The organism is Superficieibacter sp. BNK-5 (assembly GCF_047456055.1).
Classification (GTDB): Bacteria; Pseudomonadota; Gammaproteobacteria; order Enterobacterales; family Enterobacteriaceae; genus Superficieibacter.
In genome coordinates, this window is sequence record NZ_CP179893.1 from 2,441,723 (window position 1) to 2,465,879 (window position 24,157).

The 24,157-nt window shown below is 51.8% G+C and carries 19 protein-coding genes, 2 tRNA genes, 2 rRNA genes and 1 pseudogene; 14 read left to right on the forward strand and 10 right to left on the reverse strand.

Annotated elements, in window-relative coordinates; translation table 11 throughout:
• Nucleotides 1-116 precede the first annotated feature (116 nt).
• The 3 genes from ACMGGS_RS11650 (at nt 117) to ACMGGS_RS11660 (ending at nt 3,367) form a co-directional block, all read left to right on the forward strand.
• Nucleotides 117-3,023 (forward strand): 23S ribosomal RNA (locus tag ACMGGS_RS11650).
• 96 nt (nt 3,024-3,119) lie between these two features.
• Nucleotides 3,120-3,235: ribosomal RNA gene (gene rrf, locus ACMGGS_RS11655) — 5S ribosomal RNA — on the forward strand.
• Nucleotides 3,236-3,290: 55 nt separating this feature from the next.
• Nucleotides 3,291-3,367: transfer RNA gene (locus ACMGGS_RS11660), tRNA-Asp, on the forward strand.
• A gap of 73 nt (nt 3,368-3,440) precedes the next feature.
• Here ACMGGS_RS11660 and yafC read toward each other — a convergent pair.
• Nucleotides 3,441-4,325, reverse strand: a complete 885-nt coding sequence (yafC, locus tag ACMGGS_RS11665; protein WP_414162794.1) for a DNA-binding transcriptional regulator YafC — start codon at nt 4,323-4,325, stop codon at nt 3,441-3,443.
• Nucleotides 4,326-4,554: 229 nt separating this feature from the next.
• On the opposite strand from yafC, the gene ACMGGS_RS11670 reads away from it, so the two are divergent.
• Complete coding sequence (locus tag ACMGGS_RS11670; protein ID WP_176918697.1) at nt 4,555-5,355, forward strand: endonuclease/exonuclease/phosphatase family protein; 801 nt, start codon at nt 4,555-4,557, stop codon at nt 5,353-5,355.
• A gap of 74 nt (nt 5,356-5,429) precedes the next feature.
• Nucleotides 5,430-6,200 (forward strand): class I SAM-dependent methyltransferase, encoded by a 771-nt coding sequence (locus ACMGGS_RS11675; RefSeq protein WP_414162795.1) that lies wholly within the window; start codon nt 5,430-5,432, stop codon nt 6,198-6,200.
• Nucleotides 6,201-6,247: 47 nt separating this feature from the next.
• Here ACMGGS_RS11675 and mltD read toward each other — a convergent pair whose 3' ends face one another.
• A complete protein-coding gene (mltD, locus tag ACMGGS_RS11680; protein ID WP_414162796.1) occupies nt 6,248-7,615 on the reverse strand; it encodes a murein transglycosylase D in 1,368 nt (455 codons plus the stop codon).
• A gap of 70 nt (nt 7,616-7,685) precedes the next feature.
• A complete protein-coding gene (gloB, locus tag ACMGGS_RS11685) occupies nt 7,686-8,441 on the reverse strand; it encodes a hydroxyacylglutathione hydrolase (protein WP_414162797.1) in 756 nt (251 codons plus the stop codon).
• Nucleotides 8,442-8,473: 32 nt separating this feature from the next.
• On the opposite strand from gloB, the gene ACMGGS_RS11690 reads away from it, so the two are divergent.
• Nucleotides 8,474-9,190 carry a class I SAM-dependent methyltransferase gene (locus tag ACMGGS_RS11690; protein ID WP_414162798.1) on the forward strand — a complete coding sequence of 239 codons (717 nt, stop codon included), beginning with the start codon at nt 8,474-8,476 and terminating at the stop codon, nt 9,188-9,190.
• A 2-nt stretch (nt 9,191-9,192) separates the two neighbouring features.
• Here the strand turns inward: ACMGGS_RS11690 and rnhA are convergent.
• Nucleotides 9,193-9,766, reverse strand: a pseudogene (rnhA, locus tag ACMGGS_RS11695) (ribonuclease HI).
• On the opposite strand from rnhA, the gene dnaQ reads away from it, so the two are divergent.
• On the forward strand, nt 9,714-10,442 hold the full coding sequence (gene dnaQ, locus ACMGGS_RS11700) for a DNA polymerase III subunit epsilon (protein ID WP_176918691.1): 729 nt from the start codon (nt 9,714-9,716) through the stop codon (nt 10,440-10,442). The pseudogene rnhA and the gene dnaQ sit on opposite strands and share 53 nt — an antisense overlap.
• Nucleotides 10,443-10,572: 130 nt before the next feature.
• Nucleotides 10,573-10,649: transfer RNA gene (locus ACMGGS_RS11705), tRNA-Asp, on the forward strand.
• Between the two features lie 605 nt (nt 10,650-11,254).
• Here ACMGGS_RS11705 and ACMGGS_RS11710 read toward each other — a convergent pair.
• From ACMGGS_RS11710 to tagK, 6 genes are read right to left on the reverse strand one after another with little or no spacing between them, the layout of a single operon-like run.
• Complete coding sequence (locus ACMGGS_RS11710; protein WP_414162799.1) at nt 11,255-12,310, reverse strand: ImpA family type VI secretion system protein; 1,056 nt, start codon at nt 12,308-12,310, stop codon at nt 11,255-11,257.
• Between the two features lie 10 nt (nt 12,311-12,320).
• Entirely contained in the window at nt 12,321-13,316 is a 996-nt protein-coding gene (tssG, locus tag ACMGGS_RS11715) for a type VI secretion system baseplate subunit TssG (protein ID WP_414162800.1), read from the reverse strand.
• Nucleotides 13,313-15,196 carry a type VI secretion system baseplate subunit TssF gene (tssF, locus tag ACMGGS_RS11720; RefSeq protein WP_414162801.1) on the reverse strand — a complete coding sequence of 628 codons (1,884 nt, stop codon included), beginning with the start codon at nt 15,194-15,196 and terminating at the stop codon, nt 13,313-13,315. The genes tssG and tssF overlap by 4 nt, the downstream gene beginning before the upstream one ends.
• A gap of 15 nt (nt 15,197-15,211) precedes the next feature.
• Entirely contained in the window at nt 15,212-15,706 is a 495-nt protein-coding gene (tssE, locus tag ACMGGS_RS11725; protein ID WP_414162802.1) for a type VI secretion system baseplate subunit TssE, read from the reverse strand.
• Nucleotides 15,703-16,527 (reverse strand): type VI secretion system accessory protein TagJ, encoded by an 825-nt coding sequence (locus ACMGGS_RS11730; protein WP_414162803.1) that lies wholly within the window; start codon nt 16,525-16,527, stop codon nt 15,703-15,705. The genes tssE and ACMGGS_RS11730 overlap by 4 nt, the downstream gene beginning before the upstream one ends.
• A complete protein-coding gene (tagK, locus tag ACMGGS_RS11735; RefSeq protein WP_414162804.1) occupies nt 16,514-17,419 on the reverse strand; it encodes a type VI secretion system-associated protein TagK in 906 nt (301 codons plus the stop codon). Before tagK ends, ACMGGS_RS11730 begins: the two co-directional genes overlap by 14 nt.
• Nucleotides 17,420-17,796: 377 nt before the next feature.
• Here tagK and tssH point away from each other — a divergent pair, with 377 nt between their 5' ends.
• From tssH to ACMGGS_RS11765, 6 genes are all read left to right on the forward strand, one after another.
• The gene (tssH, locus tag ACMGGS_RS11740) at nt 17,797-20,505 is read left to right on the forward strand and encodes a type VI secretion system ATPase TssH (protein ID WP_414162805.1); all 2,709 of its coding nucleotides are present in this window, start codon (nt 17,797-17,799) and stop codon (nt 20,503-20,505) included.
• A gap of 306 nt (nt 20,506-20,811) precedes the next feature.
• Complete coding sequence (locus ACMGGS_RS11745) at nt 20,812-21,102, forward strand: hypothetical protein (protein ID WP_414162806.1); 291 nt, start codon at nt 20,812-20,814, stop codon at nt 21,100-21,102.
• Between the two features lie 61 nt (nt 21,103-21,163).
• Nucleotides 21,164-21,709 (forward strand): type VI secretion system contractile sheath small subunit, encoded by a 546-nt coding sequence (gene tssB, locus ACMGGS_RS11750; RefSeq protein WP_414162807.1) that lies wholly within the window; start codon nt 21,164-21,166, stop codon nt 21,707-21,709.
• Nucleotides 21,710-21,732: 23 nt separating this feature from the next.
• Nucleotides 21,733-23,241 carry a type VI secretion system contractile sheath large subunit gene (gene tssC, locus ACMGGS_RS11755; RefSeq protein ID WP_276163892.1) on the forward strand — a complete coding sequence of 503 codons (1,509 nt, stop codon included), beginning with the start codon at nt 21,733-21,735 and terminating at the stop codon, nt 23,239-23,241.
• A gap of 55 nt (nt 23,242-23,296) precedes the next feature.
• Complete coding sequence (locus ACMGGS_RS11760) at nt 23,297-23,680, forward strand: BPSL0067 family protein (protein WP_414162808.1); 384 nt, start codon at nt 23,297-23,299, stop codon at nt 23,678-23,680.
• 10 nt (nt 23,681-23,690) lie between these two features.
• Nucleotides 23,691-24,131, forward strand: a complete 441-nt coding sequence (locus ACMGGS_RS11765; protein ID WP_414162809.1) for an STY0301 family protein — start codon at nt 23,691-23,693, stop codon at nt 24,129-24,131.
• The last annotated feature ends 26 nt before the right edge of the window (nt 24,132-24,157 follow it).

A 24,157-nucleotide genomic window follows, 5' to 3' on the forward strand; every position in this document is an offset into this window, starting at 1 on the left:
ATTTGCTCTTTAAAAATCTGGATCAAGCTGAAAATTGAAAAACACTGAACAACGCGAGTTGTTCGTGGGTCTCTCAAATTTTCGCAACACTGAAGTGAAACATCTTCGGGTTGTGAGGTTAAGCGACTAAGCGTACACGGTGGATGCCCTGGCAGTCAGAGGCGATGAAGGGCGTGCTAATCTGCGATAAGCGCCGGTAAGGTGATATGAACCGTTATAACCGGCGATACCCGAATGGGGAAACCCAGTGTGACTCGTCACACTATCATGTCATGAATACATAGTGGCATGAGGCGAACCGGGGGAACTGAAACATCTAAGTACCCCGAGGAAAAGAAATCAACCGAGATTCCCCCAGTAGCGGCGAGCGAACGGGGAGGAGCCCGGAGTCTGAATCAGCATGCGTGTTAGTGGAACGGTCTGGAAAGTCCGGCGGTACAGGGTGATAGTCCCGTACACCAAAATGCACATGCTGTGAACTCGAAGAGTAGGGCGGGACACGTGGTATCCTGTCTGAATATGGGGGGACCATCCTCCAAGGCTAAATACTCCTGACTGACCGATAGTGAACCAGTACCGTGAGGGAAAGGCGAAAAGAACCCCGGCGAGGGGAGTGAAAAAGAACCTGAAACCGTGTACGTACAAGCAGTGGGAGCCTCTTTTATGGGGTGACTGCGTACCTTTTGTATAATGGGTCAGCGACTTATATTCTGTAGCAAGGTTAACCGTATAGGGGAGCCGGAGGGAAACCGAGTCTTAACCGGGCGTTAAGTTGCAGGGTATAGACCCGAAACCCGGTGATCTAGCCATGGGCAGGTTGAAGGTTGGGTAACACTAACTGGAGGACCGAACCGACTAATGTTGAAAAATTAGCGGATGACCTGTGGCTGGGGGTGAAAGGCCAATCAAACCGGGAGATAGCTGGTTCTCCCCGAAAGCTATTTAGGTAGCGCCTCGTGAACTCATCTTCGGGGGTAGAGCACTGTTTCGGCCAGGGGGTCATCCCGACTTACCGATCCGATGCAAACTGCGAATACCGAAGAATGTTATCACGGGAGACACACGGCGGGTGCTAACGTCCGTCGTGAAGAGGGAAACAACCCAGACCGCCAGCTAAGGTCCCAAAGTCATGGTTAAGTGGGAAACGATGTGGGAAGGCCCAGACAGCCAGGATGTTGGCTTAGAAGCAGCCATCATTTAAAGAAAGCGTAATAGCTCACTGGTCGAGTCGGCCTGCGCGGAAGATGTAACGGGGCTAAACCATGCACCGAAGCTGCGGCAGCGACGCTTATGCGTTGTTGGGTAGGGGAGCGTTCTGTAAGCCGTTGAAGGTGGCCTGTGAGGGCTGCTGGAGGTATCAGAAGTGCGAATGCTGACATAAGTAACGATAATGCGGGTGAAAAACCCGCACGCCGGAAGACCAAGGGTTCCTGTCCAACGTTAATCGGGGCAGGGTGAGTCGACCCCTAAGGCGAGGCCGAAAGGCGTAGTCGATGGGAAACGGGTTAATATTCCCGTACTTGGTGTTACTGCGAAGGGGGGACGGAGAAGGCTATGTCGGCCGGGCGACGGTTGTCCCGGTTTAAGCGTGAAGGTGGGTGTTCCAGGTAAATCCGGAACGCTGTTAACACTGAGGCGTGATGACGAGGCACCACGGTGCTGAAGTGACAAATGCCCTGCTTCCAGGAAAAGCCTCTAAGCATCAGGTAACACGAAATCGTACCCCAAACCGACACAGGTGGTCAGGTAGAGAATACCAAGGCGCTTGAGAGAACCCGGGTGAAGGAACTAGGCAAAATGGTGCCGTAACTTCGGGAGAAGGCACGCTGGTGCGTAGGTGAAGTCACTTGCTGATGGAGCTGAAACCAGTCGAAGATACCAGCTGGCTGCAACTGTTTATTAAAAACACAGCACTGTGCAAACACGAAAGTGGACGTATACGGTGTGACGCCTGCCCGGTGCCGGAAGGTTAATTGATGGGGTTATCGCAAGAGAAGCTCCTGATCGAAGCCCCGGTAAACGGCGGCCGTAACTATAACGGTCCTAAGGTAGCGAAATTCCTTGTCGGGTAAGTTCCGACCTGCACGAATGGCGTAATGATGGCCAGGCTGTCTCCACCCGGGACTCAGTGAAATTGAACTCGCTGTGAAGATGCAGTGTACCCGCGGCAAGACGGAAAGACCCCGTGAACCTTTACTATAGCTTGACACTGAACATTGAGCCTTGATGTGTAGGATAGGTGGGAGGCTTTGAAGCGTGGACGCCAGTCTGCGTGGAGCCGACCTTGAAATACCACCCTTTAATGTTTGATGTTCTAACCTGGCGCCATAATCTGGCGTGGGGACAGTGTCTGGTGGGTAGTTTGACTGGGGCGGTCTCCTCCTAAAGCGTAACGGAGGAGCACGAAGGTCAGCTAATCCTGGTCGGACATCAGGAGGTTAGTGCAATGGCATAAGCTGGCTTGACTGCGAGCGTGACGGCGCGAGCAGGTGCGAAAGCAGGTCATAGTGATCCGGTGGTTCTGAATGGAAGGGCCATCGCTCAACGGATAAAAGGTACTCCGGGGATAACAGGCTGATACCGCCCAAGAGTTCATATCGACGGCGGTGTTTGGCACCTCGATGTCGGCTCATCACATCCTGGGGCTGAAGTAGGTCCCAAGGGTATGGCTGTTCGCCATTTAAAGTGGTACGCGAGCTGGGTTTAGAACGTCGTGAGACAGTTCGGTCCCTATCTGCCGTGGGCGCTGGAGAACTGAGGGGGGCTGCTCCTAGTACGAGAGGACCGGAGTGGACGCATCACTGGTGTTCGGGTTGTCATGCCAATGGCACTGCCCGGTAGCTAAATGCGGAAGAGATAAGTGCTGAAAGCATCTAAGCACGAAACTTGCCCCGAGATGAGTTCTCCCTGAGACTTAAAGTCTCCTGAAGGAACGTTAAAGACGATGACGTTGATAGGCCGGGTGTGTAAGCGCAGCGATGCGTTGAGCTAACCGGTACTAATGAACCGTGAGGCTTAACCTTACAACGCCGAAGCTGTTTTGGCGGATTTGAGAGAATATTTTCAGCCTGATCACAGATTAATCAGTGTGCAGCATGCACCCTGATAAACAGAATTTGCCTGGCGGCAACAGCGCGGTGGTCCCACCTGACCCCATGCCGAACTCAGAAGTGAAACGCCGTAGCGCCGATGGTAGTGTGGGGTCTCCCCATGCGAGAGTAGGGAACTGCCAGGCATCAAATTAAGCAGTAAACCGGAGTGACATCTGGTCAGTGACAACGAAATTCGGTGGAGCGGTAGTTCAGTCGGTTAGAATACCTGCCTGTCACGCAGGGGGTCGCGGGTTCGAGTCCCGTCCGTTCCGCCACTTATTAAGAGCCCTGAGTATTTACTCAGGGCTTTTTTTTATACTTTATTTATCCCGCCCTTTTAAACGCCGGTTAATGGCCGTACTCACTGAGAAAATCAATAAACGCTCTGATCCTCCCACTCACCGCTTTGTCGCTGTAGTAGACAGCGTTAAGGGGCATTTCAACAGGCACGCGTATATCTTCCAGCAGTTCTACCAGTTCCCCGCGCTCAATTTCCTTATCAATCATATAGTCAGACAAACACGCAATGCCATTACCGCTAAGGCAAAGTTGTTTAAGCGTTTCACCGCTATTGGAAGAGATGCCACAAACAACTTCATAAAGCTGTGCGTCACAGCAATAAACGGGCCATGTATTCAGCGAACCAGGCTCAGTAAAACCCAGGCAGACATGTTGTTTAAGTTCTTCCACGGTCTTCGGTTTCCCATGCCGGGAGATATAATCCGGAGAGGCGATAATCTTGCGATAGCTGGTCATTAATGGGCGAGCACGCAGACTGGAGTCAGTCAGGATCCCGGCGCGGATAGCGACATCCACCTTACGCTCGATCAAATTGATAAACGTTTCTGAAGAAACCAGTGAAAGCGTAATATCCGGATAATGCTCGCGAAAGGGTTTGATGAGCGGCATCAAATAATGCAGAAGCACGGGAGTGGCTGCATCTATACGTAGCAAACCACGCGGTGAATGTCGCGTCTCTATAATCTCATTCTCAGCCGCCGTCATTTCCTGTAAAACCACCTGCACGCGCCGGAAATAGCGCTCTCCCTCTTCAGTCAGGCTGAGCTGGCGGGTAGTCCGGTTTAGCAGACTTACACCAAGCTTTGCTTCCAGCTTCTTAACTGTCCGGCTAATAGCCGAGTTTGCCAGGCGTAGCTGTTCAGCGGCACGGCTAAAGCTTCCGCTTTCCACAACCGCCACAAATGTTGCGATTTCATCAGATGTTGCTTTCATTATTGCCCCAAACGCAAAGCTATAACGCTATTTTAGCGATCTTTGTTATTTAAACATTAACGTTTTTTGCAGGCTAAAAACATTATGTAAAGCGCTATGAGGAATCTTTTGTTTACCAAACTCATCAATCTTTCTGTCGGTTAGCGTTGAAAGTATGCGCTAAAATCCCTATAACAGTAGGAGTTGTTCGTTTTCCGGACCGGGTTGTAATTGAGGTGTAATGCCAAAAGTGCGAAAAAATACTTATGCAATGCGTTATGTCGCCGGGCAACCTGCGGAGCGAATTTTGCCGCCGGGATCGTTTGCGAGTATCGGCCAGGCATTGCCAGCAGGCGCACCGCTTAGCAGTGAAGAAAAGATTCGGGTCTTAGTCTGGAACATTTTTAAGCAGCAACGCGCGGAGTGGCAGTCGGTGCTGCAAAACTTTGGTAAAGATGCCCATCTGGTATTACTTCAGGAAGCGCAAACCACGCCCGAACTCATCCGATTCGCGACCTCGAACTATCTTGCCGCCGACCAGGTGCCGGCATTTGTTCTGCCTCAGCATCCCTCAGGCGTGATGACGCTCTCTGCTGCACATCCGGTCTACTGCTGCCCATTGCGCGAGCGTGAGCCGCTGTTACGCCTGTCTAAATCGGCACTGGTGACAGTTTATCCGCTGCCTGATGGCCGGTTATTGATGGTTGTGAACGTTCATGCGGTCAACTTTAGTCTGGGCGTTGATGTCTACAGCAAACAATTGCTGCCGATTGGCGATCAGATTGCGCATCACAGCGGTCCGGTGATCATGGCTGGAGACTTTAATGCCTGGAGCCGTCAGCGGATGAACGCGCTTTATCGCTTTTCCCGGGAAATGTCGCTGCGCCAGGTTCGTTTCACCGATGACCAGCGTCGCCGTGCTTTTGGACGTCCGCTGGATTTTATTTTTTATCGCGGTTTAAACGTCGGGGAAGCATCGGTTCTGGTGACCCGCGCCTCCGATCATAATCCACTACTCGTTGAATTCACGCCCGGCAAACCTGATAGATAAAGGATGTCAGGTCTGCCGTCGGGCAGACCTGTAATGGTGCTGCCCTTTTACTCTCACTCACAAAAGGACACACCATGACCACCACTACCCACCACGATCATATCAATAAACAATTTAGCTCACAGGCCGGGGCCTATCTGACCAGCGCGGTCCATGCTGCCGGCCGCGATTTGCAACAGTTGACTAAGCGTCTTGCTGCTCTGCCACATGCTGAAGTACTGGATCTGGGCTGTGGAGCAGGGCACGCCAGTTTTGCTGCCGCCAGTCAGGTCGCTCAGGTCACAGCTTATGATTTATCAGCGAGCATGCTGGAAGTGGTTGCCAGGGCCGCGCAGGAAAAAGGGCTGCATAATATTACAACCCAACAGGGCTATGCAGAGCACTTACCTTTTAATGATGAGCGCTTTGATGTGGTAATTAGCCGCTACTCCGCTCATCACTGGCATGATGTCGGGCAGGCGCTGCGGGAAGCAAAACGGGTTTTAAAACCGGGCGGCGTCTTGATTATTATGGATGTCATGTCTCCCGGCCACCCGGTGCGGGATATCTGGTTGCAAACCGTTGAGGCGCTGCGGGATACCTCACACGTCAGAAACTACGCCAGTGGGGAATGGCTGGCGTTGGCGAATGAGGCGGGCTTTATTACGGACGGGCTGACAACTGATCGTCTGCCGCTGGAGTTCTCATCCTGGATTGCACGGATGCGCACCCCACAGCCATTGAGCGACGCCATTCGGCTGTATCAGGAGAGTGCTTCTCAGGAGGTGAAAAACTATTTTGAATTGCAGGAAGACGGATCATTTACCAGCGACACCATCATGTTTGAAGCTCACAAAACGGCATAAATAAAAAAGGCACCGGGGGAAACGGTGCCTTTTTTATCGTTCTGTCATCAGGAATCTGGCGTAGCACTATTTTTAACAAACAGTGTTATCCGGTCGCCTGGTTGCAGATTATCCGTATCGCTATTCCAGCGCATCACATCCTTGATGTTTACGCCGTGATGCCTTGCAATGCTGGCGAGGGAGTCGCCTTTACGCACGCGATAGGTAATGCTGTCATCGTTGTTGGCCAGACGCTGTGCGCTACTACCAGCACCCACCGTCAGATTTTGACCAATTTTCAGACCTGCACCACGTAGATTATTCCACTGTTGCAAATCTTTCGACGTCACGCCAAGGCGTGAAGCAATGCCGGAAAGCGTATCGCCTGAGCGCACTTTATAGCTGCGACTGGTGAGCGGCGTATTGTCAGCCAACAGACCTGGCTGGACAGCGGCGATTTCACCTGAGGCTAACGACTCACGTAGCTGGCTGGCATGCTTTTGCGGCACCATCACATACTGAGGACCACTGGCACCGAGGGTCGACCCCTTAACGCCTGCATTAAATGTCTTCAGCTTAGCGACTGAAATACCTGCCATATCAGCCAACTGTGCCATCTCTACCGGACTATTCAGGCGTACTCGTGCCAGTGCACGACTTTCATCGGTGCCAGGCAAGACAACACCATACCGTTTGCTGTTTTTGAGAATCTCGCTCAAGGCCAGCATTTTAGGCACGTAAATCTTCGTTTCCTGTGGCAATGAGAGCGACCAAAAGTCCGTGGGTAAACCGCGAGCTTTATTCGCTTTGATTGCCTTCATGACCCGACCTTCGCCGCTGTTATAGGCTGCAACGGTTAACAACCAGTCGCCGTCAAACATGCGGTTAAGACGCTGCATCATGTCCAGTGCGGCCGTTGTTGAGGCCACAACATCACGACGCGCATCATAATTGCGGGTCTGTTTCAAACCGTAATTGCGCCCGGTGCTCGGTATGATTTGCCAGATGCCTGCGGCATTGGCACCAGACGTTGCGTGCGGGTTAAAAGCGCTCTCCACTATGGGTAGTAATACTAGTTCCATCGGCATGTTACGTTTCTTAACTTGCCCGGCTATCCAGTACATATACGGCTCTGCCCGTAAAGTTACATCGTGGAGATAGCTCTTGTTCTGTAAGTACTTCTGTTTCTGATCGCGAATCCGGCTGTTTTCCGGAATCCCCATCTTTAGCTCGTCGCCGATAAAAGCCCACAAGTCCTGATCCTGCCCAGAGAATGTTCCATCGTCCATCCACCGCGCTTGACTGGTAAACTTACCTGCTTCCCCTTGACCAGCTGCAGAAAGGCTCTGTGCGTGCTGTGTAACGTTGCCATCGTGCTGAGACGCCTGGCAACCTACAAGCAAGACAGAGGCGAGTAATATCGCTTTTGCCTTCATGTGTGTGTCAATAGTTGCTTAAAAGACGACCGATCATAAAGGTGAAGCTGGCAAAACACAAGTCCGAATGTCAGAAATTATCTTTCTTTGCCCTTAACCAGGCAAAACGCTGTTCAGGTTGTTGCAAATTTGTTTCTTCTGAAATTACTTTAATCAAATCAATGTCATCAGTTCGTAAAAATAAATTTATCTGGCGCTCATTTTTCAGAATAACCGGAAGTGTCATCTGTTTCTTCGCGCGTAACCCCTTAACTTTAAGGTAATAATCGTTTATGAACGAATCGTGCGGAAGGATACTTTTGGCAAACTCCATGTTTGATAAAGTATATTCATGTGCGCAACAAATAACCGTGTCTTCTGGTAATGCGTTAATCTTTTGAAAGGATTGATACATTTGTGCAGGAGTGCCTTCAAACAGGCGTCCGCAACCGCCAGAAAACAGTGTGTCGCCGCAAAAAAGGTAAGGATTACTGAAGAAACAAACGTGGCCCGCGGTATGTCCAGGCGTAGAAAAAATAGTAAATTCGCTGCCCAAAACAGAGATCTTGTCACCGTCATTAACAAGCGTGGTAGTTCCTTTATTTAGCGTCTCTTGTGGCCCATATACCACTATATCCGGGTAATGCTGGACGAGTTCCTTCACGCCCCCCGTATGATCGTTATGATGATGCGTCAAAAAGATTGCCGCTGGCTGCCACTTATTTTGCGTCAGAGCGTCCAGAACCGGACGGGCTTCTCCGGGATCCACAATGATACAGCGATCGTCATCGTCGCTTAATATCCAGATGTAGTTGTCCTGAAATGCGGGAATACTGTTAAGATTCATAATGACCTCATAAAGCGAAGCGGAAGAGTGTGATGAAACCGGCAAGGATTTCCCAGACAGCGCCATCCCCTAATCGCTGGAGCGAACTGCCCAGGGGGGAATACTATCGTGAGGCCCTGGAGCATCAGCTTAAACCGTGGCTGGCAAAAATGTATGGATTTCACTTGCTTAAAATCGGCAATTTGAGCGCAGAAATCAATACTGATGCTTGCGCCATCTCCCATCAGGTTAATGTCTCGTTAAGCGGCGAACCGATGCAGGTCAAAGCCGATCCCTTGCATCTGCCGTTTGCTGAGAAATCGATCGATGCCTGCCTGTTAGCGCATACGTTGCCCTGGTGTCAGGATCCACATCAACTACTTCGCGAAGCCGATCGCGTACTCATCGATGATGGCTGGCTTATCATCACGGGCTTTAACCCGCTGAGCCTGATGGGATTGCGTAAGCTTGTGCCGTTCATGCGAAAAAGGCCGCCGTCAAACAGCCGTATGTTTACCCTGATGCGCCAGATGGACTGGTTAACGCTACTTAATTTTGAAGTAATGCATTATAGCCGCTTTCAGGTTTTGCCGTGGACGCGGCAGGGCGGGAAGTTATTGAGTACGCATCTTCCCGCCCTGGGATGCCTGCAAGTGATTGTGGCCCGTAAACGCACCATACCGCTTACCCTCAATCCGATGAAACAGAGTAAAGCTAAGCGGCCGATAAGACAGGCCGTAGGCGCGACCAGGCAATATCGTAAGCCCTGAGGTCAGGCATCAGGCTGATAGCCGATGTCCTCCTGAGTGGGATGAGACGCCGCCTTACGCGCCAGTTCGTCACAGCGCTCATTCTCGGGATGTCCGGCATGTCCTTTCACCCATTCCCAGTGAATTTGATGCTGCCCGAGCGCGGCATCAAGTCGCTTCCAGAGATCGACATTTTTAACCGGCTTTTTCTCTGCCGTCTTCCAGCCGCGTTTTTTCCAGTTGTGGATCCACTGGGTAATCCCCTGACGGACATACTGGCTATCAGTGCTCAGAACCACTTCACAATGTTCTTTTAAGGCTTCCAGCGCCACGATTGCCGCCATCAGTTCCATACGATTATTGGTGGTCAAACGATAGCCTTCGCTAAAAGTTTTTTCAGCCAGCTGATAGCGTAGAATAGCGCCATAGCCGCCCGGTCCTGGATTGCCGAGACAAGAACCATCGGTGAAAACTTCTACCTTTTTTAGCATCTCTGGTAGACTTCCTGTGATTAAAAACGACAAGTCTGACACAAATGAACGATATGAGCACTGCTATTACACGACAGATCGTCCTCGATACCGAAACAACCGGTATGAACCAAATTGGCGTTCATTATGAAGGCCATAAGATCATTGAGATCGGTGCCGTTGAAGTGATCAACCGCCGTCTGACCGGTAATAACTTTCATGTCTATCTGAAACCGGACCGGCTGGTGGATCCGGAAGCGTTCGGCGTTCACGGTATTGCCGATGAGTTTTTGCTTGATAAGCCCACCTTCGCCGACGTTGCGGATGAGTTCCTTGATTATATTCGCGGCGCTGAACTGGTCATTCATAACGCATCGTTTGATATCGGTTTTATGGATTATGAATTCAGTAAGCTGAATCGCGGGATCCCAAAAACAGATACGTTTTGTAAAGTGACCGACAGCCTGGCGCTGGCACGGAGAATGTTCCCCGGCAAGCGTAACAGCCTCGACGCGCTATGCTCACGTTATGAAATAGATAACAGTAAGCGAACCCTCCACGGGGCACTGCTTGACTCCCAGATCCTCGCCGATGTTTATCTGATGATGACCGGCGGCCAGACCTCCATAGCCTTCGCCATGGAAGGAGAGAGCAAGCAGCAGGTCGATACCGGTATTCAACGTATCGTTCGTGCGGCCAGCAAATTACGCGTTATTTCTGCCAGTGATGAAGAGCAGGCCGAGCATGAATCACGGCTGGATTTAGTGCAGAAAAAAGGTGGCAGCTGTCTCTGGCGCGCCTGATAAGCCGGAAGATGCTGATTAAACCATCGTCCGGGCGATTTTTGCAGCAAACAATTCAAAACATGAGAAAAACCGTTGACGATCTGAAAGGCACACCGTACTATTCGCAACGTTCCCAAGGGAACACAGCGGAGCGGTAGTTCAGTCGGTTAGAATACCTGCCTGTCACGCAGGGGGTCGCGGGTTCGAGTCCCGTCCGTTCCGCCAAATTATTTGTTTTTTGGTGTAGGTGTGTTTTTTATTTGTTAGAGATATCACTCAGTTAGACCGAAAAATCTTCCCGATACGTATATGGTTTTCTCTACGTATTTGGTGTAAAAGTGGTTCAAAGTAGGGGCTGTCCAGTTCTATAAAGGAGCGGCCCCAATGGTATTAACCAAACCACAAATCCGCGCGTTAAACTCCCTCAACTAATCTCACAAAGTCACCATTTCTGGTGGTTTATATATCCTTGTTAAAACTAGTGGTGCAAAACCTTAGTATCTCCGGCATCGCTTTGGCGGTAAAGAAACCTGTATCGCTTTTTGGTGAATATTCTGCGGTCACCTTTACCGCACCGCCCGAGGGAAGTACGAGGAAGACCGTCGAATGCTGGCCGAAAACGACAGAAAGCAGCGCCAGATATTGTCATATATCAGATACCACTGCTGTTTTACCGCTGACATCATTCACCAGCGGTGTGTAACATTGACAATAATGGTAGAGCAAATAGCACCGTAACAGTAATAATGTTCCAAATATCGTTATCGCCAGACCAGCCCGACATCATCAGTGCATATTACAGATGGCTATGTTCAGTCATACGAATTCTGTTACTCTGATGGGTCCCATTTCTCCAGTAACTCTACCGGAATTTCATTGATTACTTCCGAAAATCGTTTTCCAACCAATCGCTCCGCTTGGCGCAACAGTGGGATTGTGGGGCTACTTGGCTCACTGCTTTCAAACCAGCGGCGGATGATCCTCAGGCGTTCAAGCGCATCGTTGCGGTCACGGATATTTTCCGGTATTGCTTTTGTTAACACTGGTAAAGTTGCGGGCGTATTTACAGGGGCAATATCTTTCGTCAGCGTCGGGGGAAGGTTGACCGCAGTCGTGGTCTCCGGGGCCGACGTCTGTATTTGTGGTGGCGAAACTTCTATTGTTGTCGCTTTTACCCTGTCAGGTAAAAGCGACAACAATTGTTTCAAACGGGAGAAATCAGGCGCGAAATCGCGCAATGTGTCGTTCGCCCATTGTTGGAGATGTTCGATGCTCTCTGCGGCCTGGCGAAATGCGGCTAATGGCAGCAGCCCTCTCGCTTCCAGATCGGCCAGTTGCTGGCTTACAGACTCCGGGGAGAGCGCATCGGCAGGATGTGGCGCTGACAGGGCCCGCTCTACATCTCTTACCTGCAGCCGCATGGCAGCATTGTTCGACAATATGATACTACGGATGTCCGCCATTACTCCTTCATGATCCAGTAATGCTGCTAGCGCGTTGCTGCGGGCCACAATCGCATCTTCTGCGCTTTCAGTGGAGATGTCTTCATCGATAAGAAGTTGTGGGTGTAGCGTAGCGGAATATACCGTACACAGTTTTTCCAGCAGTAAAAATGCTTCTGCAAGTCCCTGGGCTCCAGCTAATTGCGTGCGGCAACGCAATAACAGGATCAGCACACGTATATCTTTACTTCGGGCGAGCAGGCGGCGCGCATCGCGTTCAATTTCCGGCCAGTTAACGGTTTCCGGTGTACTAACAAAATCACCATATTGTGCCTCCGCCTGGGGGGCGGCGCGATTGAACAGTAGCAGGTATTCCGGGTCGTACTCTAGATCGATGCCGCAGGGCTGTTCAGCGCTTACCGGTTCGGTCAGGGACATGTCCATATAATTGCTCTCAGTAGGTTAAGTCGTCTTCAGGTTCAAAAATCATACCGGTAACCGGGCGGTCATGCATGGCTCTGCCTGCCCAAGTTGTCCAGCCAAGCTGCTGTGCACCGCCGATCACCGCAGGTGGCGCGACGTGAGGTTTAAGCTGGAGTTCGATTTCCCAGCAATATTCGAAACCGATAAATGTGCGCACCAACTCAGTCAGCGCAGGCAGATTGTTGCCGCCGGGAAGAAAGCGAAGGTAATCTTCCAGCGTGAGCGGGCCGATAACCAGCCGGAATTTGTACTGCATATCTAGTACAGCCTGACCAATAAGCGCACCATAACCAATTACTGAGGACTGCGTTGGTGCACCCAGGCGGGTAATTTCATCGTCTGCCACGGCTATCCAGTGCAGGGCGAATTCTTTTACCGCAAAAGGTACACTGAAATAATGTGCCAGCGTGGCAGCTAGCCCGTCAGGATTGCGAGATTCGCGCACCAGATGGGCGGAGGCGGCCAGGCGGACATGATCTGACAGTGGACTTCCGGCGCTCTCCCGCAGATCCTGTCCGCTGAGGCTGGCAATATAAAATGCGAAACGGTCATATTCTGGTTTGTCCAGCCCGCCACCAGCAGACTGGCCGCTACGCCATGCCTGCCAGAACTGTGTCAGCCAGCGGTGGTGAAAAATATTGGAAAAATGAACCAGTGTCGGATCGTGGCGGCTCTCTGAGCGATTCAGCGCCAGCTCCGTATAGTGCAGCGGTAGGGGGCCGTTCGGTCCCCACAATCCGAGGCTGTACAGACTCAGATGCAGACGCCCGTCCTGCCAGGTGATCTGCGCGATTTCCCGTGGCGCAAAGGTCATCGTCGGCGTCTGTCCCAGACGAAATTTTTCCATCCTTGGCTGCCAGATACTTCCTGACGGAGCATCACAGAGCTGCGCATCCACACGCCGCATCAGATTCAGGAATCCGTAACGCCAGGGGGTTTTCTGTGCCTGATCAAGCGCACCAGTCATACGTTCCCTCTTTGTCCGGTTCTTACCGGCCAGGTCATGATTTTCCCGCGCTGCATTGAGTGCAGCGTCATCTGCGAAAACGTGTTAATGGAAACATGGCGGGCGATGTAGTGTTCCAGCACCAGTCCGAATAGATAAGGACTGATGCCGGAAAATCCTTCCTCATCCACAGTCAGCTCGCAACTGACGCCCCGCCCGTAAACCAGCAGAGCCGAACCGGGGAGGCGGCGGGTCACTGGGGTGGTCTGGCAGCCAATCAGACTGCGTACCTGGCGTGACTGTGGACTGTCATGGAGTGGAATAAACAGGTTCAGCAAGTCGCGTAGCGCCTGACCGCCAGTACGGTGATCCAGATCGGCCAGCGGCAGATAGTTAAACGATAACTGCCGGATCAACCGCCAGGCCATTTCGCATTCAGCCAGTGGCGGCTGCGGTGGGCGGGGAGGTTTGATAAGACCAACACTTGCGACAGGAATAGCGGCGTCCACAGTCAGGTCATCCCGGCCATTGCGCGGAAGCAGACAGGGCAAATCGCGATTTGTTACCATTGCCGTGACGGTGATATGACGCAGATTTTCAGGGTATGGCGCTTCGTGCTGATCGACCAGAGACAGAAAAACCTCCGAGCCGGTGTAGGGCGTACGGGTGCCATAGCGGCGGGCGTTTTCCGAAGACCGGCGGGGCTCGCGGCGCAGTGAGAAATAACGTCCGTGATTGCCTTCATCGTTATTTCGTGTGTGGTACAGCGGACGGAAAGTCATCTTCCGTGTGGTGTTCGCTTCCAGCCCTTCCACTTCCTGAACGGAAAACACTTCGTAATCCAGCGGACGGGTACGATCTACTACCAAATGCTGTTCCGTCACACTGTGAGTGACTTCGATTCGGGTGGTTGTGCGAGGAAATAGATTAATCACTGGCGTACAGAACAGGCTGAATTGTGTGGCATCCGTTTGGTGAATAAGCCAGTCCGGCGGCAGATGGTTGAGTAGTACAACAATCTCCGCCACGTTACCCTTCACTTTTTGCAGTCCGGTAGATAGACCGGTCGGGGTGAAAAAATAAAACCGTTCCGGGCAGGCGAAAAATTCATGCAACAGATTATGACCATGAAACACATTCCAGGTCAGCGGCAGCAGTCCCTGGCCAGGCTCCAGTCCTTCGTGTCTCACTGGCTGCTTCAGGTTCACATTCAGCTCACCGTCAAAGTGGCCGGGTTCTCCGGCCAGCGTGGCGACGGCGCTGGTATGCAACAGTTCAAACAGATGCGACGCAATACGCTCTTCACCACAGAGATAAAAGGGGAGTTTATCCGGTCCTGCAAGCTCGCTGAAGGTCAGCTCCCCGAAGGTTCGCAGGGTGATGCGCAGCGCCCCGGCGACATGAATATTGGGCGGTAGATAGCGGTGCAGGGCTGGCATATCCGGTGGCGCGGCAGTCAGACGCACCTCTTCTATGGACAGCGGCCACAACGTGACCTCCTGACTACTGCGAAACTGACAGGCGGTATTTTCGCCTTCCGGGACAGGGGAAACGAATGTGGTATTGCGCGGCACGGTGAAGCCTTTCGCCAGATCGCCTTCCTGCGTGTCGGGATACAGCTTTGCCACCGCCATCGACGGCGTGGGCGTGACATAATTGGGACTAATGACTTCCAGCAACCGCTGCGTAAAGCGGGGAAACTCGGCGTCAATTTTTAGCTGGGTGCGTGCGGTCAGGAAGCTGAATGCTTCGATCATGCGTTCCACATACGGGTCAGCGATACTGTTTCCCTGTATCCCCAGCCGGGCGGCAATTTTGGGGTGGAGAGCGGCGAACTCAGCGCCTGTTTCCCGCAGATAACTCAACTCGCGGTTGTAATACTCCAGTAGCCGTGGATCCATGAATAATGCCTTGTATTAAAAGAACGTAATGCGGTTTTGTTCCATGTCCAGCGCACTGCGCACCAGAAACTCCGTGGGATACGGCTGCGTCAGAATTTGTCCGCGAATTTCAAACTGTAGCGTGTTGTGGGTACCCTGCCGGGTTTCATCCAGTAATGGCGTGACCTGAAGCGTGGAGGCTCTCAGCCGGGGTTCGAAACGGATGATGGCGCGCCGGATCGCCTGGCTGATGTCGTCCCATTTGTGCTCATACATAAAACTGCCCGCCAGCGGCGGCAGTCCATAGTTAAGTACCGACGCTGCCGCCTGTGGATAGCGACAGGCATCAATGTCATCCTCATGGCTGATAGTATTGAGCAGGAAAGAGAGATCCCGGCGAATGATCTCCTTCAGTTGCACTGGCGTAACGCTGATATCTCTGTCAAGTTTCTGATACGGGGCATTGTCGCACAGTCGGTCAAACAGTGTGGGGAGCAGGTGGTTAGCCGGGGTAAAGCGGGTGGTGCTCATGCGCCATCGCCTTCCTGTGTGTAAAAGGTACAGTGGGTCATGTCCAGCAGACTGATATCCCCGTGACTGGTAAGCCACACTTTCTGTCCCAGCGCCCGCACGGTGGTTTCGCCGGGACCGTCCTGCCAGATGGTTTCCCTGCACAGACGCAGGGCGTCGGACGCGCTTTCCGAACCACTATAGCGGGTAAATAACCAGGCACCGTGCGTATCACCATTCACTAGCGTGATATTAACCGGCTTCCAGAGCAGATCGGTCAGACGTGCTGGCGACGGTGATTCCAGCGAGCGGATTTGTGAAAACGGCAGCCAGATATATACGCCGCCAGTAATCAGTTCAAGTACCGGACCGAGACGGGAGTCGCTGTCGCTCACCCAGTCAAATGTACCCCCGTTCCACTGCCCGCGGGTATCCGTTATGGCTTCCAGTGCGGTGTTACGGTGTTCATCGGATTGGTGGATATCACCGTTACTGCCGAGCGCCGCGAGTAATGACTCCACCCAGACAGGCTGCGGCAGAAGAAAACCCGGCTGCTGCTCGCCCTGAAAAACGGTATGACGGAACATTTCGCAACGAACCAGTTCCCGATACAATCGGGCCTCCTGGCTATAATTTGCATCCATCCTGGCGCATAGCTGAAGTTGGTGTAGCGCCCGTGCCCAGTCACCGGCCACACACAATAACTGGAAAAGACTGTGGCGGCAGAGCGCTTTCGCCGGATTTTCCCGTATCTGCTGCTCCGCCATCTGAATTCCCTCCGCAATGGAATGTTCCTGTATCAGGGCGGACAGAGTGGTAGGAAGCGTATCAGTTTTTTTCATGAGAGGTGTCTCCATTTTTCTGCGCAGGGGTGATTCGGTAGTGGCTATCGATGCCGATAATACAATGCTCGCGGCGGGTCAGTTCGGGCAATATGCTATTGTGCGCGGCCCTTAATGCCTGCTCCGGAGAGAGCAGATGTAGGATCTCTGGCAGTGATTCGGTCGTTAGCCAGGCTATTTCACCTTCACCGGTGGCGTCGAGCGAGTCCAGAATGGCATCAATCCCAGGCGCACCCGCTACCATATCTTGTAAGGTATCGTTTTCAGTTTTCCAATCGTATAGCCATGTCAGATCCTGAGCTTGCATATCTTCATTCAGGGGCAATGGCTCCGCCCGGAGGCGTCTTTCCTGTTCGGGGGACAATAATGCTTGTTGATATTCCTGATAAAGCTGGAGTAGCGGGTTATCAGCTTCCTGGCCTGCGTAAGAGGGCGCGGTCTCGCGGACAGGGATAATATCAAACGGATTTTGTGGATTGATCTGTTGCTGTCTAAACCAGTCCAGATCCAGATATTCAGCAACAGATTCAGGCAACCGGGTTGGCAGAGACTCCTGCACATCGGGTCGTGATTTTTCACCGGCGCGGGCAAGACGCCAGGAAGACAGACCCCATTCAATCGTATCTCCATCATTCAGTCGCATACGGTGGTGAGGTTCCATCACTTGTTCATTGACGGCGCAACACAACTCATCAGAGTGATTGACTATCCACCAGGCCTCTTCGTGGCGAAGAAGGCTGAGGGCGATATCATCTTGTTTATGCTGCTCAAAATCAGGGGTATAGGGAGCAGCGGTAGTAAAAATAATATGCGCTCCGGCAGGGTACTGTGTGTCATCAGCAATACCCTGCGCCTGGATTTTTTGCAGTATCCATGCTTTTTCTTGTTTCATTACGTTATTTAAATCTTTTTCTCATATGAATGCGATATTTATCAGTACTTAACAGATGCATTTTTTTAACCAAAAATGCGATTTAATTAGCGGCCAGGATAAGCTTGTGTCATATATTTTGTGAATATATTAATGTTAATTCTTAGCTCGTGGTTATCATTTTTCAAACGTTACATTTCAAAAATAAATGACTCGATCTTTTATATCACTCATTATGCCTTTCAATAATATTAACCACCGCAATATACTATATTCTGTGATCTGCATCATTGTTTTGTCCCTATAATTTGATGATCCTGTATGTGTATATTTTTTTATATGTTTATACAGATTTACATGTTGTTTTCTCATGGATTTTAAGTCATAAGGTGTGACGAATGGACGCTCCTGTTTCACGTAATGCGTTGTATGGAAAACTGGCTGAATCGTTATTTCGGTCTCTGGAATCTGCGACGGCGTTTTGCAAACTACGCTCTAATCCCTGGGTTGAACTGACCCACTGGCTACACCAGTTAACGCAGCAACCCGATAACGATATCCTCCATGTTCTTCGGCATTATCAGATACCTTTTTCTGATGTGGAAAAGGCGTTACTCCGGCAACTGAATATGCTGCCCTCCGGAGCCAGCGCCATCAGCGATTTTTCCCACCATATCGATCTCAGTGTTGAAAAAGCCTGGATGCTGGCGAGTGTTCGCTACGGCGACAACAAAATTCGCAGCGCCTGGTTGCTGTTGGCCTTGCTGACCACACCGGAACTTCGCCGTGTGCTGGAAAGTATCTGTGAGCCTTTAATGGGGCTACCAGTTGACGAGCTGTTTGAAATTATTCCCTCGTTGATAGAAACATCACCCGAAGCGCAAGAGCGTCCTTACGACGGTTCCGGTCTGGCGTCAGCCATTCCCGGCGAAAGCAGCCAGGCGATTTCCGGTAGCGTGCCAGACGGTAAATCCGCGCTGGCGAAATACTGTCAGGATATGACGGCGCAGGCGCGTGACGGCAAAATCGACCCGGTAACAGGCCGTGAACATGAAATTCGCACAATGATCGATATCCTGCTGCGTCGTCGCCAGAATAATCCGCTGCTGACCGGGGAAGCGGGTGTCGGGAAAACGGCAGTCGTTGAAGGCTTTGCCCTGGCGATTGCGCAGGGAGAAGTGCCACCTGCATTGCGGGAAGTTCGGTTGCTGGCGCTGGATGTCGGCGCATTACTTGCCGGAGCCAGCATGAAAGGCGAATTTGAATCCCGTCTGAAAGGATTACTGGAAGAAGCCGGACGCTCACCGCAGCCCGTTATCCTGTTTGTCGATGAAGTCCACACTCTGGTAGGTGCAGGCGGCGCATCCGGTACGGGTGACGCTGCTAACCTGCTGAAACCAGCGCTGGCGCGTGGCACCCTGCGGACTATCGGTGCCACCACCTGGAGCGAATACAAGCGCCATATTGAGAAAGATCCGGCGCTGACCCGACGCTTCCAGGTGTTGCAGATCGCCGAACCGGAAGAGATCCCGGCAATGGAAATGGTACGGGGTTTGGTGGAAACGCTGGAAAAACACCATAACGTACTGATTCTGGATGAGGCAGTGCGTGCGGCGGTGCAGCTTTCTCACCGCTACATTCCCGCCCGGCAGTTGCCGGATAAGGCCATCAGCCTGCTGGATACTGCCTGTGCCAGAGTGGCGCTGTCGCTACATACACCACCCGCCAATGTACAGTACCTGCGTCAGCAGCTAAAAGCGGCTGACATGGAGCAAGTTCTACTGCGAAAGCAGGAAAAAATGGGGATTCGGGCTGATGAGCGGCGTGACGCGTTGGAGGCGCGGATCGCTTCGCTGAATACTCAACTGGTTGCAGCCGAATCGCGCTGGCTGGGAGAGTTGGAGCTGGTACATACGTTACAGGAACGGCGCGTTACAGAGTCAGAAGTTGAGATCGATACCGGACAACAACAGCTTGCTAAAGAAACGAATGTTGAAAACAAAATCACCCTACAACAGGCTGAAACCGCGTTAAGAGCATGGCAGGGTGAAGAGCCGATGGTATTTCCGGAAGTCAGCGCAGCGGTGATCGCGGCGATTGTTGCCGACTGGACCGGCATCCCTGCCGGACGGATGGTGAAGGATGAGGCCAGCCAGGTGCTTGAACTGCCCACAAGGCTGGCGCAACGCGTCACCGGACAGGACAGCGCACTGGCGCAGATTGGCGAACGTATCCAGACCGCCAGAGCGGGGCTTAGCGACCCGCGTAAGCCGATAGGCGTCTTTATGCTTGCCGGACCGTCCGGTGTTGGTAAAACCGAAACTGCACTGGCGCTGGCTGAAGCTATCTACGGTGGCGAACAGAATCTGATCACCATCAATATGAGCGAGTTTCAGGAAGCCCACACCGTTTCCACGTTGAAAGGTGCGCCCCCCGGCTATGTAGGCTATGGCGAGGGCGGTGTACTGACGGAAGCGGTGCGTCGGCACCCCTGGAGCGTAGTGCTCCTTGATGAGATCGAGAAAGCTCATCATGACGTTCACGAACTGTTCTATCAGGTGTTTGATAAGGGCGGAATGGAGGACGGCGAAGGTACCCATGTCGATTTTAAAAACACCACGCTATTGCTGACCACGAATGTGGGTTCCGACCTCATCAGCCAGCTTTGCGAAGATCCGGCATTAACGCCCGATGTTGCAGGGCTTAAAGAAGCGCTAATGCCGGAATTGCGCAAGCATTTCCCGGCGGCATTTCTGGGCCGTGTGACGGTGATCCCTTACCTGCCGCTGGATGAAACAGCGCGTGGCGTAATTGCCCGCCTGCATCTTGATCGGCTGGTCGCGCGGATGCGTGAACAGCATGGCGTGACGCTGACGTATGGTGAGGAACTGGTCGCGCATATTGTGGCGTGCTGTCCAATGCATGAAACGGGCGCCCGGCTGCTTATTGGCTATATCGAACAGCACATTTTGCCACAGCTGTCGCGCTACTGGTTGCAGGCCATGACGGAAAAAGCCGTTATCAGGCAGATTGATATCGGCGTTAATGGTGATGAGCAGATTGTTTTTGAAACAAAATCGCCTGAGGAGATATGCCAAAAGAGTTAAGTGGTGCGCAATGGGTTAGCTGTTTTCCGGGAAGTTCGTTCACGAATGATTTACAGGGAACGTTCCGTTCATCGGTAAAAATTTTTTACAGGCGCTCAACACGGCCGGAGCGAGCGTTAGTGTTGCTGCAACGTACCGCCCTTCTGAACCAGCATACTGGTGCCGATGGTAAGAATATAGTTATCAACATGTTACCACGGACAGGGATGAATGCTCAGTTACATGCAGTGGGTAAAGGTTACAGCGTTATTAAGTTATCGGCGGAAATACAGATAAACCTCATTGGTCAATTGATGGGCATTAAACATGACATTACGTTACCCGGTGTTATTGACACCCCTGTTAATGGTGTTCGCTTTCAGTGTCCGTGGAGAACTCCCTTTACCGCAGGATGTGCAGCATTTTCTGAGTAATGCAGAGATGTGCCAGCATCTGGCCGGGGAATGGGACAGTCCTTTACCGGAAGAGGAAAAAAAGGACATAGAAAAGGGCGTTAATGCATGGTGTCCTCCGGCGAAAAAAGCGCTTCCTGGGTTGCGGGAAAAGTACAAAGAAAACAAAGAGATTATAAAAAAGCTCTCTGAGTATGATTTTTAAACTGTACCGTTGTACCGCTGTCCGGGCGGTCGTCGGTAGATTGATAAGGAAATGAAAGAGTATGGCTATCAACAACAGCGCGCAAAAGTTCATCGCGCGCAACCGCGCACCGCGCGTGCAGATTGAATATGACGTGGAGATTTACGGTTCCGAGAAAAAAATCGAGTTGCCGTTCGTTATGGCGGTGCTGGCCGATCTGGCCGGTAAACCGCGTGAAGAACTGCCACCAGTGACGGATCGTAAATTCCTCGATATTGATATTGATAACTTTAATGAGCGTATGAAGGCCATTGCACCGCGCGTGGCGTTCGCCGTACCGAATACGCTGACGGGCGAAGGCCAGTTGATGGTCGATATCACGCTGGAAAATATGGACGATTTTTCGCCTGCACAGATTGCCCGCAAGGTAGACGCCCTGAACCAGTTACTGGAAGCCCGTACCCAACTGGCGAATCTGCAAACCTATATGGACGGTAAGGCCGGTGCGGAAAATCTGGTCAATAAACTGTTGCAGGATCCGACCCTGCTGAAAACGCTGGCGAATGCCCCGAAATCTGCCGCTGCGCAGGAAGGTGTGTCAGTGGATGATGCTGAATCAGCGGAATAATGACGAATTTTTAAGGAGTTTTCATGGCAAACAGTAATATGCAGGCGACTGGCGTGGTTGCTCAGGATACCGCCTCCGCAAGCGGTGAATTTGATGCGCTACTGAATCAGGCTTTCCGGCCCAAAACGACACAGGCGGCTAAGGCCGTAGAAGTGGCGGTGCAGACACTGGCGCAGCAGGCGCTGGCAAATACCATCACCGTCAGCGATGACGCCTATAAAAGCATCAGTGCCATTATTGCGCAGATCGACTTTAAACTGACGGAACAGATCAAACTGATCCTACAGCATCCAGACTGGCAGAAACTGGAGTCCTCCTGGCGCGGGATGGAGCACCTGGTTTACAACACCGAAACCGACGAAAAACTGAAGATCCGCTTCATGAACCTGTCGAAAGACGAGCTGCGACGCAATATGAAGCGTTACAAAGGTATCGCCTGGGATCAAAGCCCGATGTTCAAAAAACTGTATGAAGCTGAATATGGTCAATTGGGTGGTGAACCTTACGGTTGTATAGTCGCCGACTATTATTTTGACCATACGCCGCCAGATGTGGATCTGCTTGGTTCCATTGCCAAAGTTGCCGCATCGGCTCACGCACCGTTTATTGCCGGTGCCTCACCGTCTGTGCTGCAAATGGACTCCTGGCAGGAGCTGGCGAATCCCCGCGACCTGACGAAAATCGTTACCCAGAACCTGGAATATGCGCCATGGAACTCACTGCGTGCCAGCGAAGACTCCCGTTACATTGGGCTGACGATGCCGCGTTTTCTTGCCCGCCTGCCCTATGGCGCAAAAACCAACCCGGTGGACGAGTTTGATTTTGAAGAGGATGCGGATGGTTCTGATCATACCAAATATGTCTGGAGCAACGCCGCTTACGCGATGGGCGTAAACATCAACCGTTCCTTCAAACACTACGGCTGGTGTACGTTGATCCGCGGTGTGGAATCAGGCGGAGCGGTGGAAAATCTGCCCTGCCATACCTTCCCGACCGATGACGGTGGCGTTGATATGAAATGCCCGACCGAAATCGCCATCTCTGACCGCCGCGAGGCTGAACTGGCGAAAAACGGCTTTATCCCGTTAATTCACCGCAAAAACTCAGACTATGCGGCATTTATTGGTGCGCAGTCACTGCAAAAACCACAGGAGTACTACGATCCGGATGCGACGGCCAACGCCAACCTGTCCGCCCGTCTGCCTTACCTGTTTGCCTGTTCGCGCTTTGCTCACTTCCTGAAATGTATCGTACGCGACAAAATCGGCTCCTTTAAAGAGCGTGAGGACATGCAGCGCTGGTTGAATGAATGGATTATGAATTATGTCGATGCCGATCCGGTGAACTCTTCACAGGAAACTAAAGCCCGCCGTCCGTTGGCTGCCGCTGAAGTTGTGGTGGAAGAGGTAGAAGGTAATCCAGGTTATTACGACGCAAAATTCTTCCTGCGCCCGCATTTCCAGCTTGAGGGGCTGACGGGTTCACTGCGTCTGGTGACAAAGTTGCCGTCAGTGAAGCAGGGCAGTGCCTGATGTATTTATTTTGTGAATGTCAACGAATGATGCCAGCGAATATACAGGGGCATATATGGCATATGTTTACAACTCAGTAGATTTATTGCAATCGCAGCCTCTGGTGGGGGACGGTGAATGTGTAACTCTGGTCAGAAGATATGCCCATTTAGGGCCAACGGCAACCTGGCGTGCTGGGAAAAAAGTGTGGGGTGATAAATCTATTCCCAGAGGAACGGCAATCGCAACCTTTTTTAATGGTCGGTGGCCTGGGCGTAGCACGGGCAACCATGCTGCATTTTACCTGGATCAGGATGAGCACGGGATCTGGGTTATGGACCAATGGAGAACCCTGGTCAAAATTGAAAAGCATCAGATAAGACCAAAAGGGGGGCCAAACCCTAATGGTTCGTACCCCAGCGCCAGCAGCAATGCTGAGGCTTTTTTCGTTATTGAATAGCGGGAGGGTGATGATGCGTTTTCTTTTTCCGCTATTTTCTGGCATCGCATTGTTTTATGTCCAGTGTGTTGGGGCGTGGGAGGTGACCTGTCCCATATTTATTGAAACTGAGCCTTCTGTTGCTGTTCTCAAGTCACCTCAGGGACAATGGCGGGTTTCTCCCCGGCATGAATCACGCTTGTGGTTAACGCATGTTGATGTAACACAGGATAAACCTGAAAAATTCGGGGATCAGAAGCCTGAACTGGAAAAAGTAAGGGATAAAACGTGGTTGATATGGCAGATGGGGGATGCGACAGGAAAAGAAAGCGACAGATATTGGTTTTCCTGTGTTTATAACGATGGACAGGTTTGGTTATCTCAGTCCATACCAGTGTCATCTAAAATTTGTAAAACACGTTATTTTGATGAACCACCAAGGGAAAAGCCAGTGTCATTGACATGTAATTGAAAATGGAACGACCGATATTATTCATT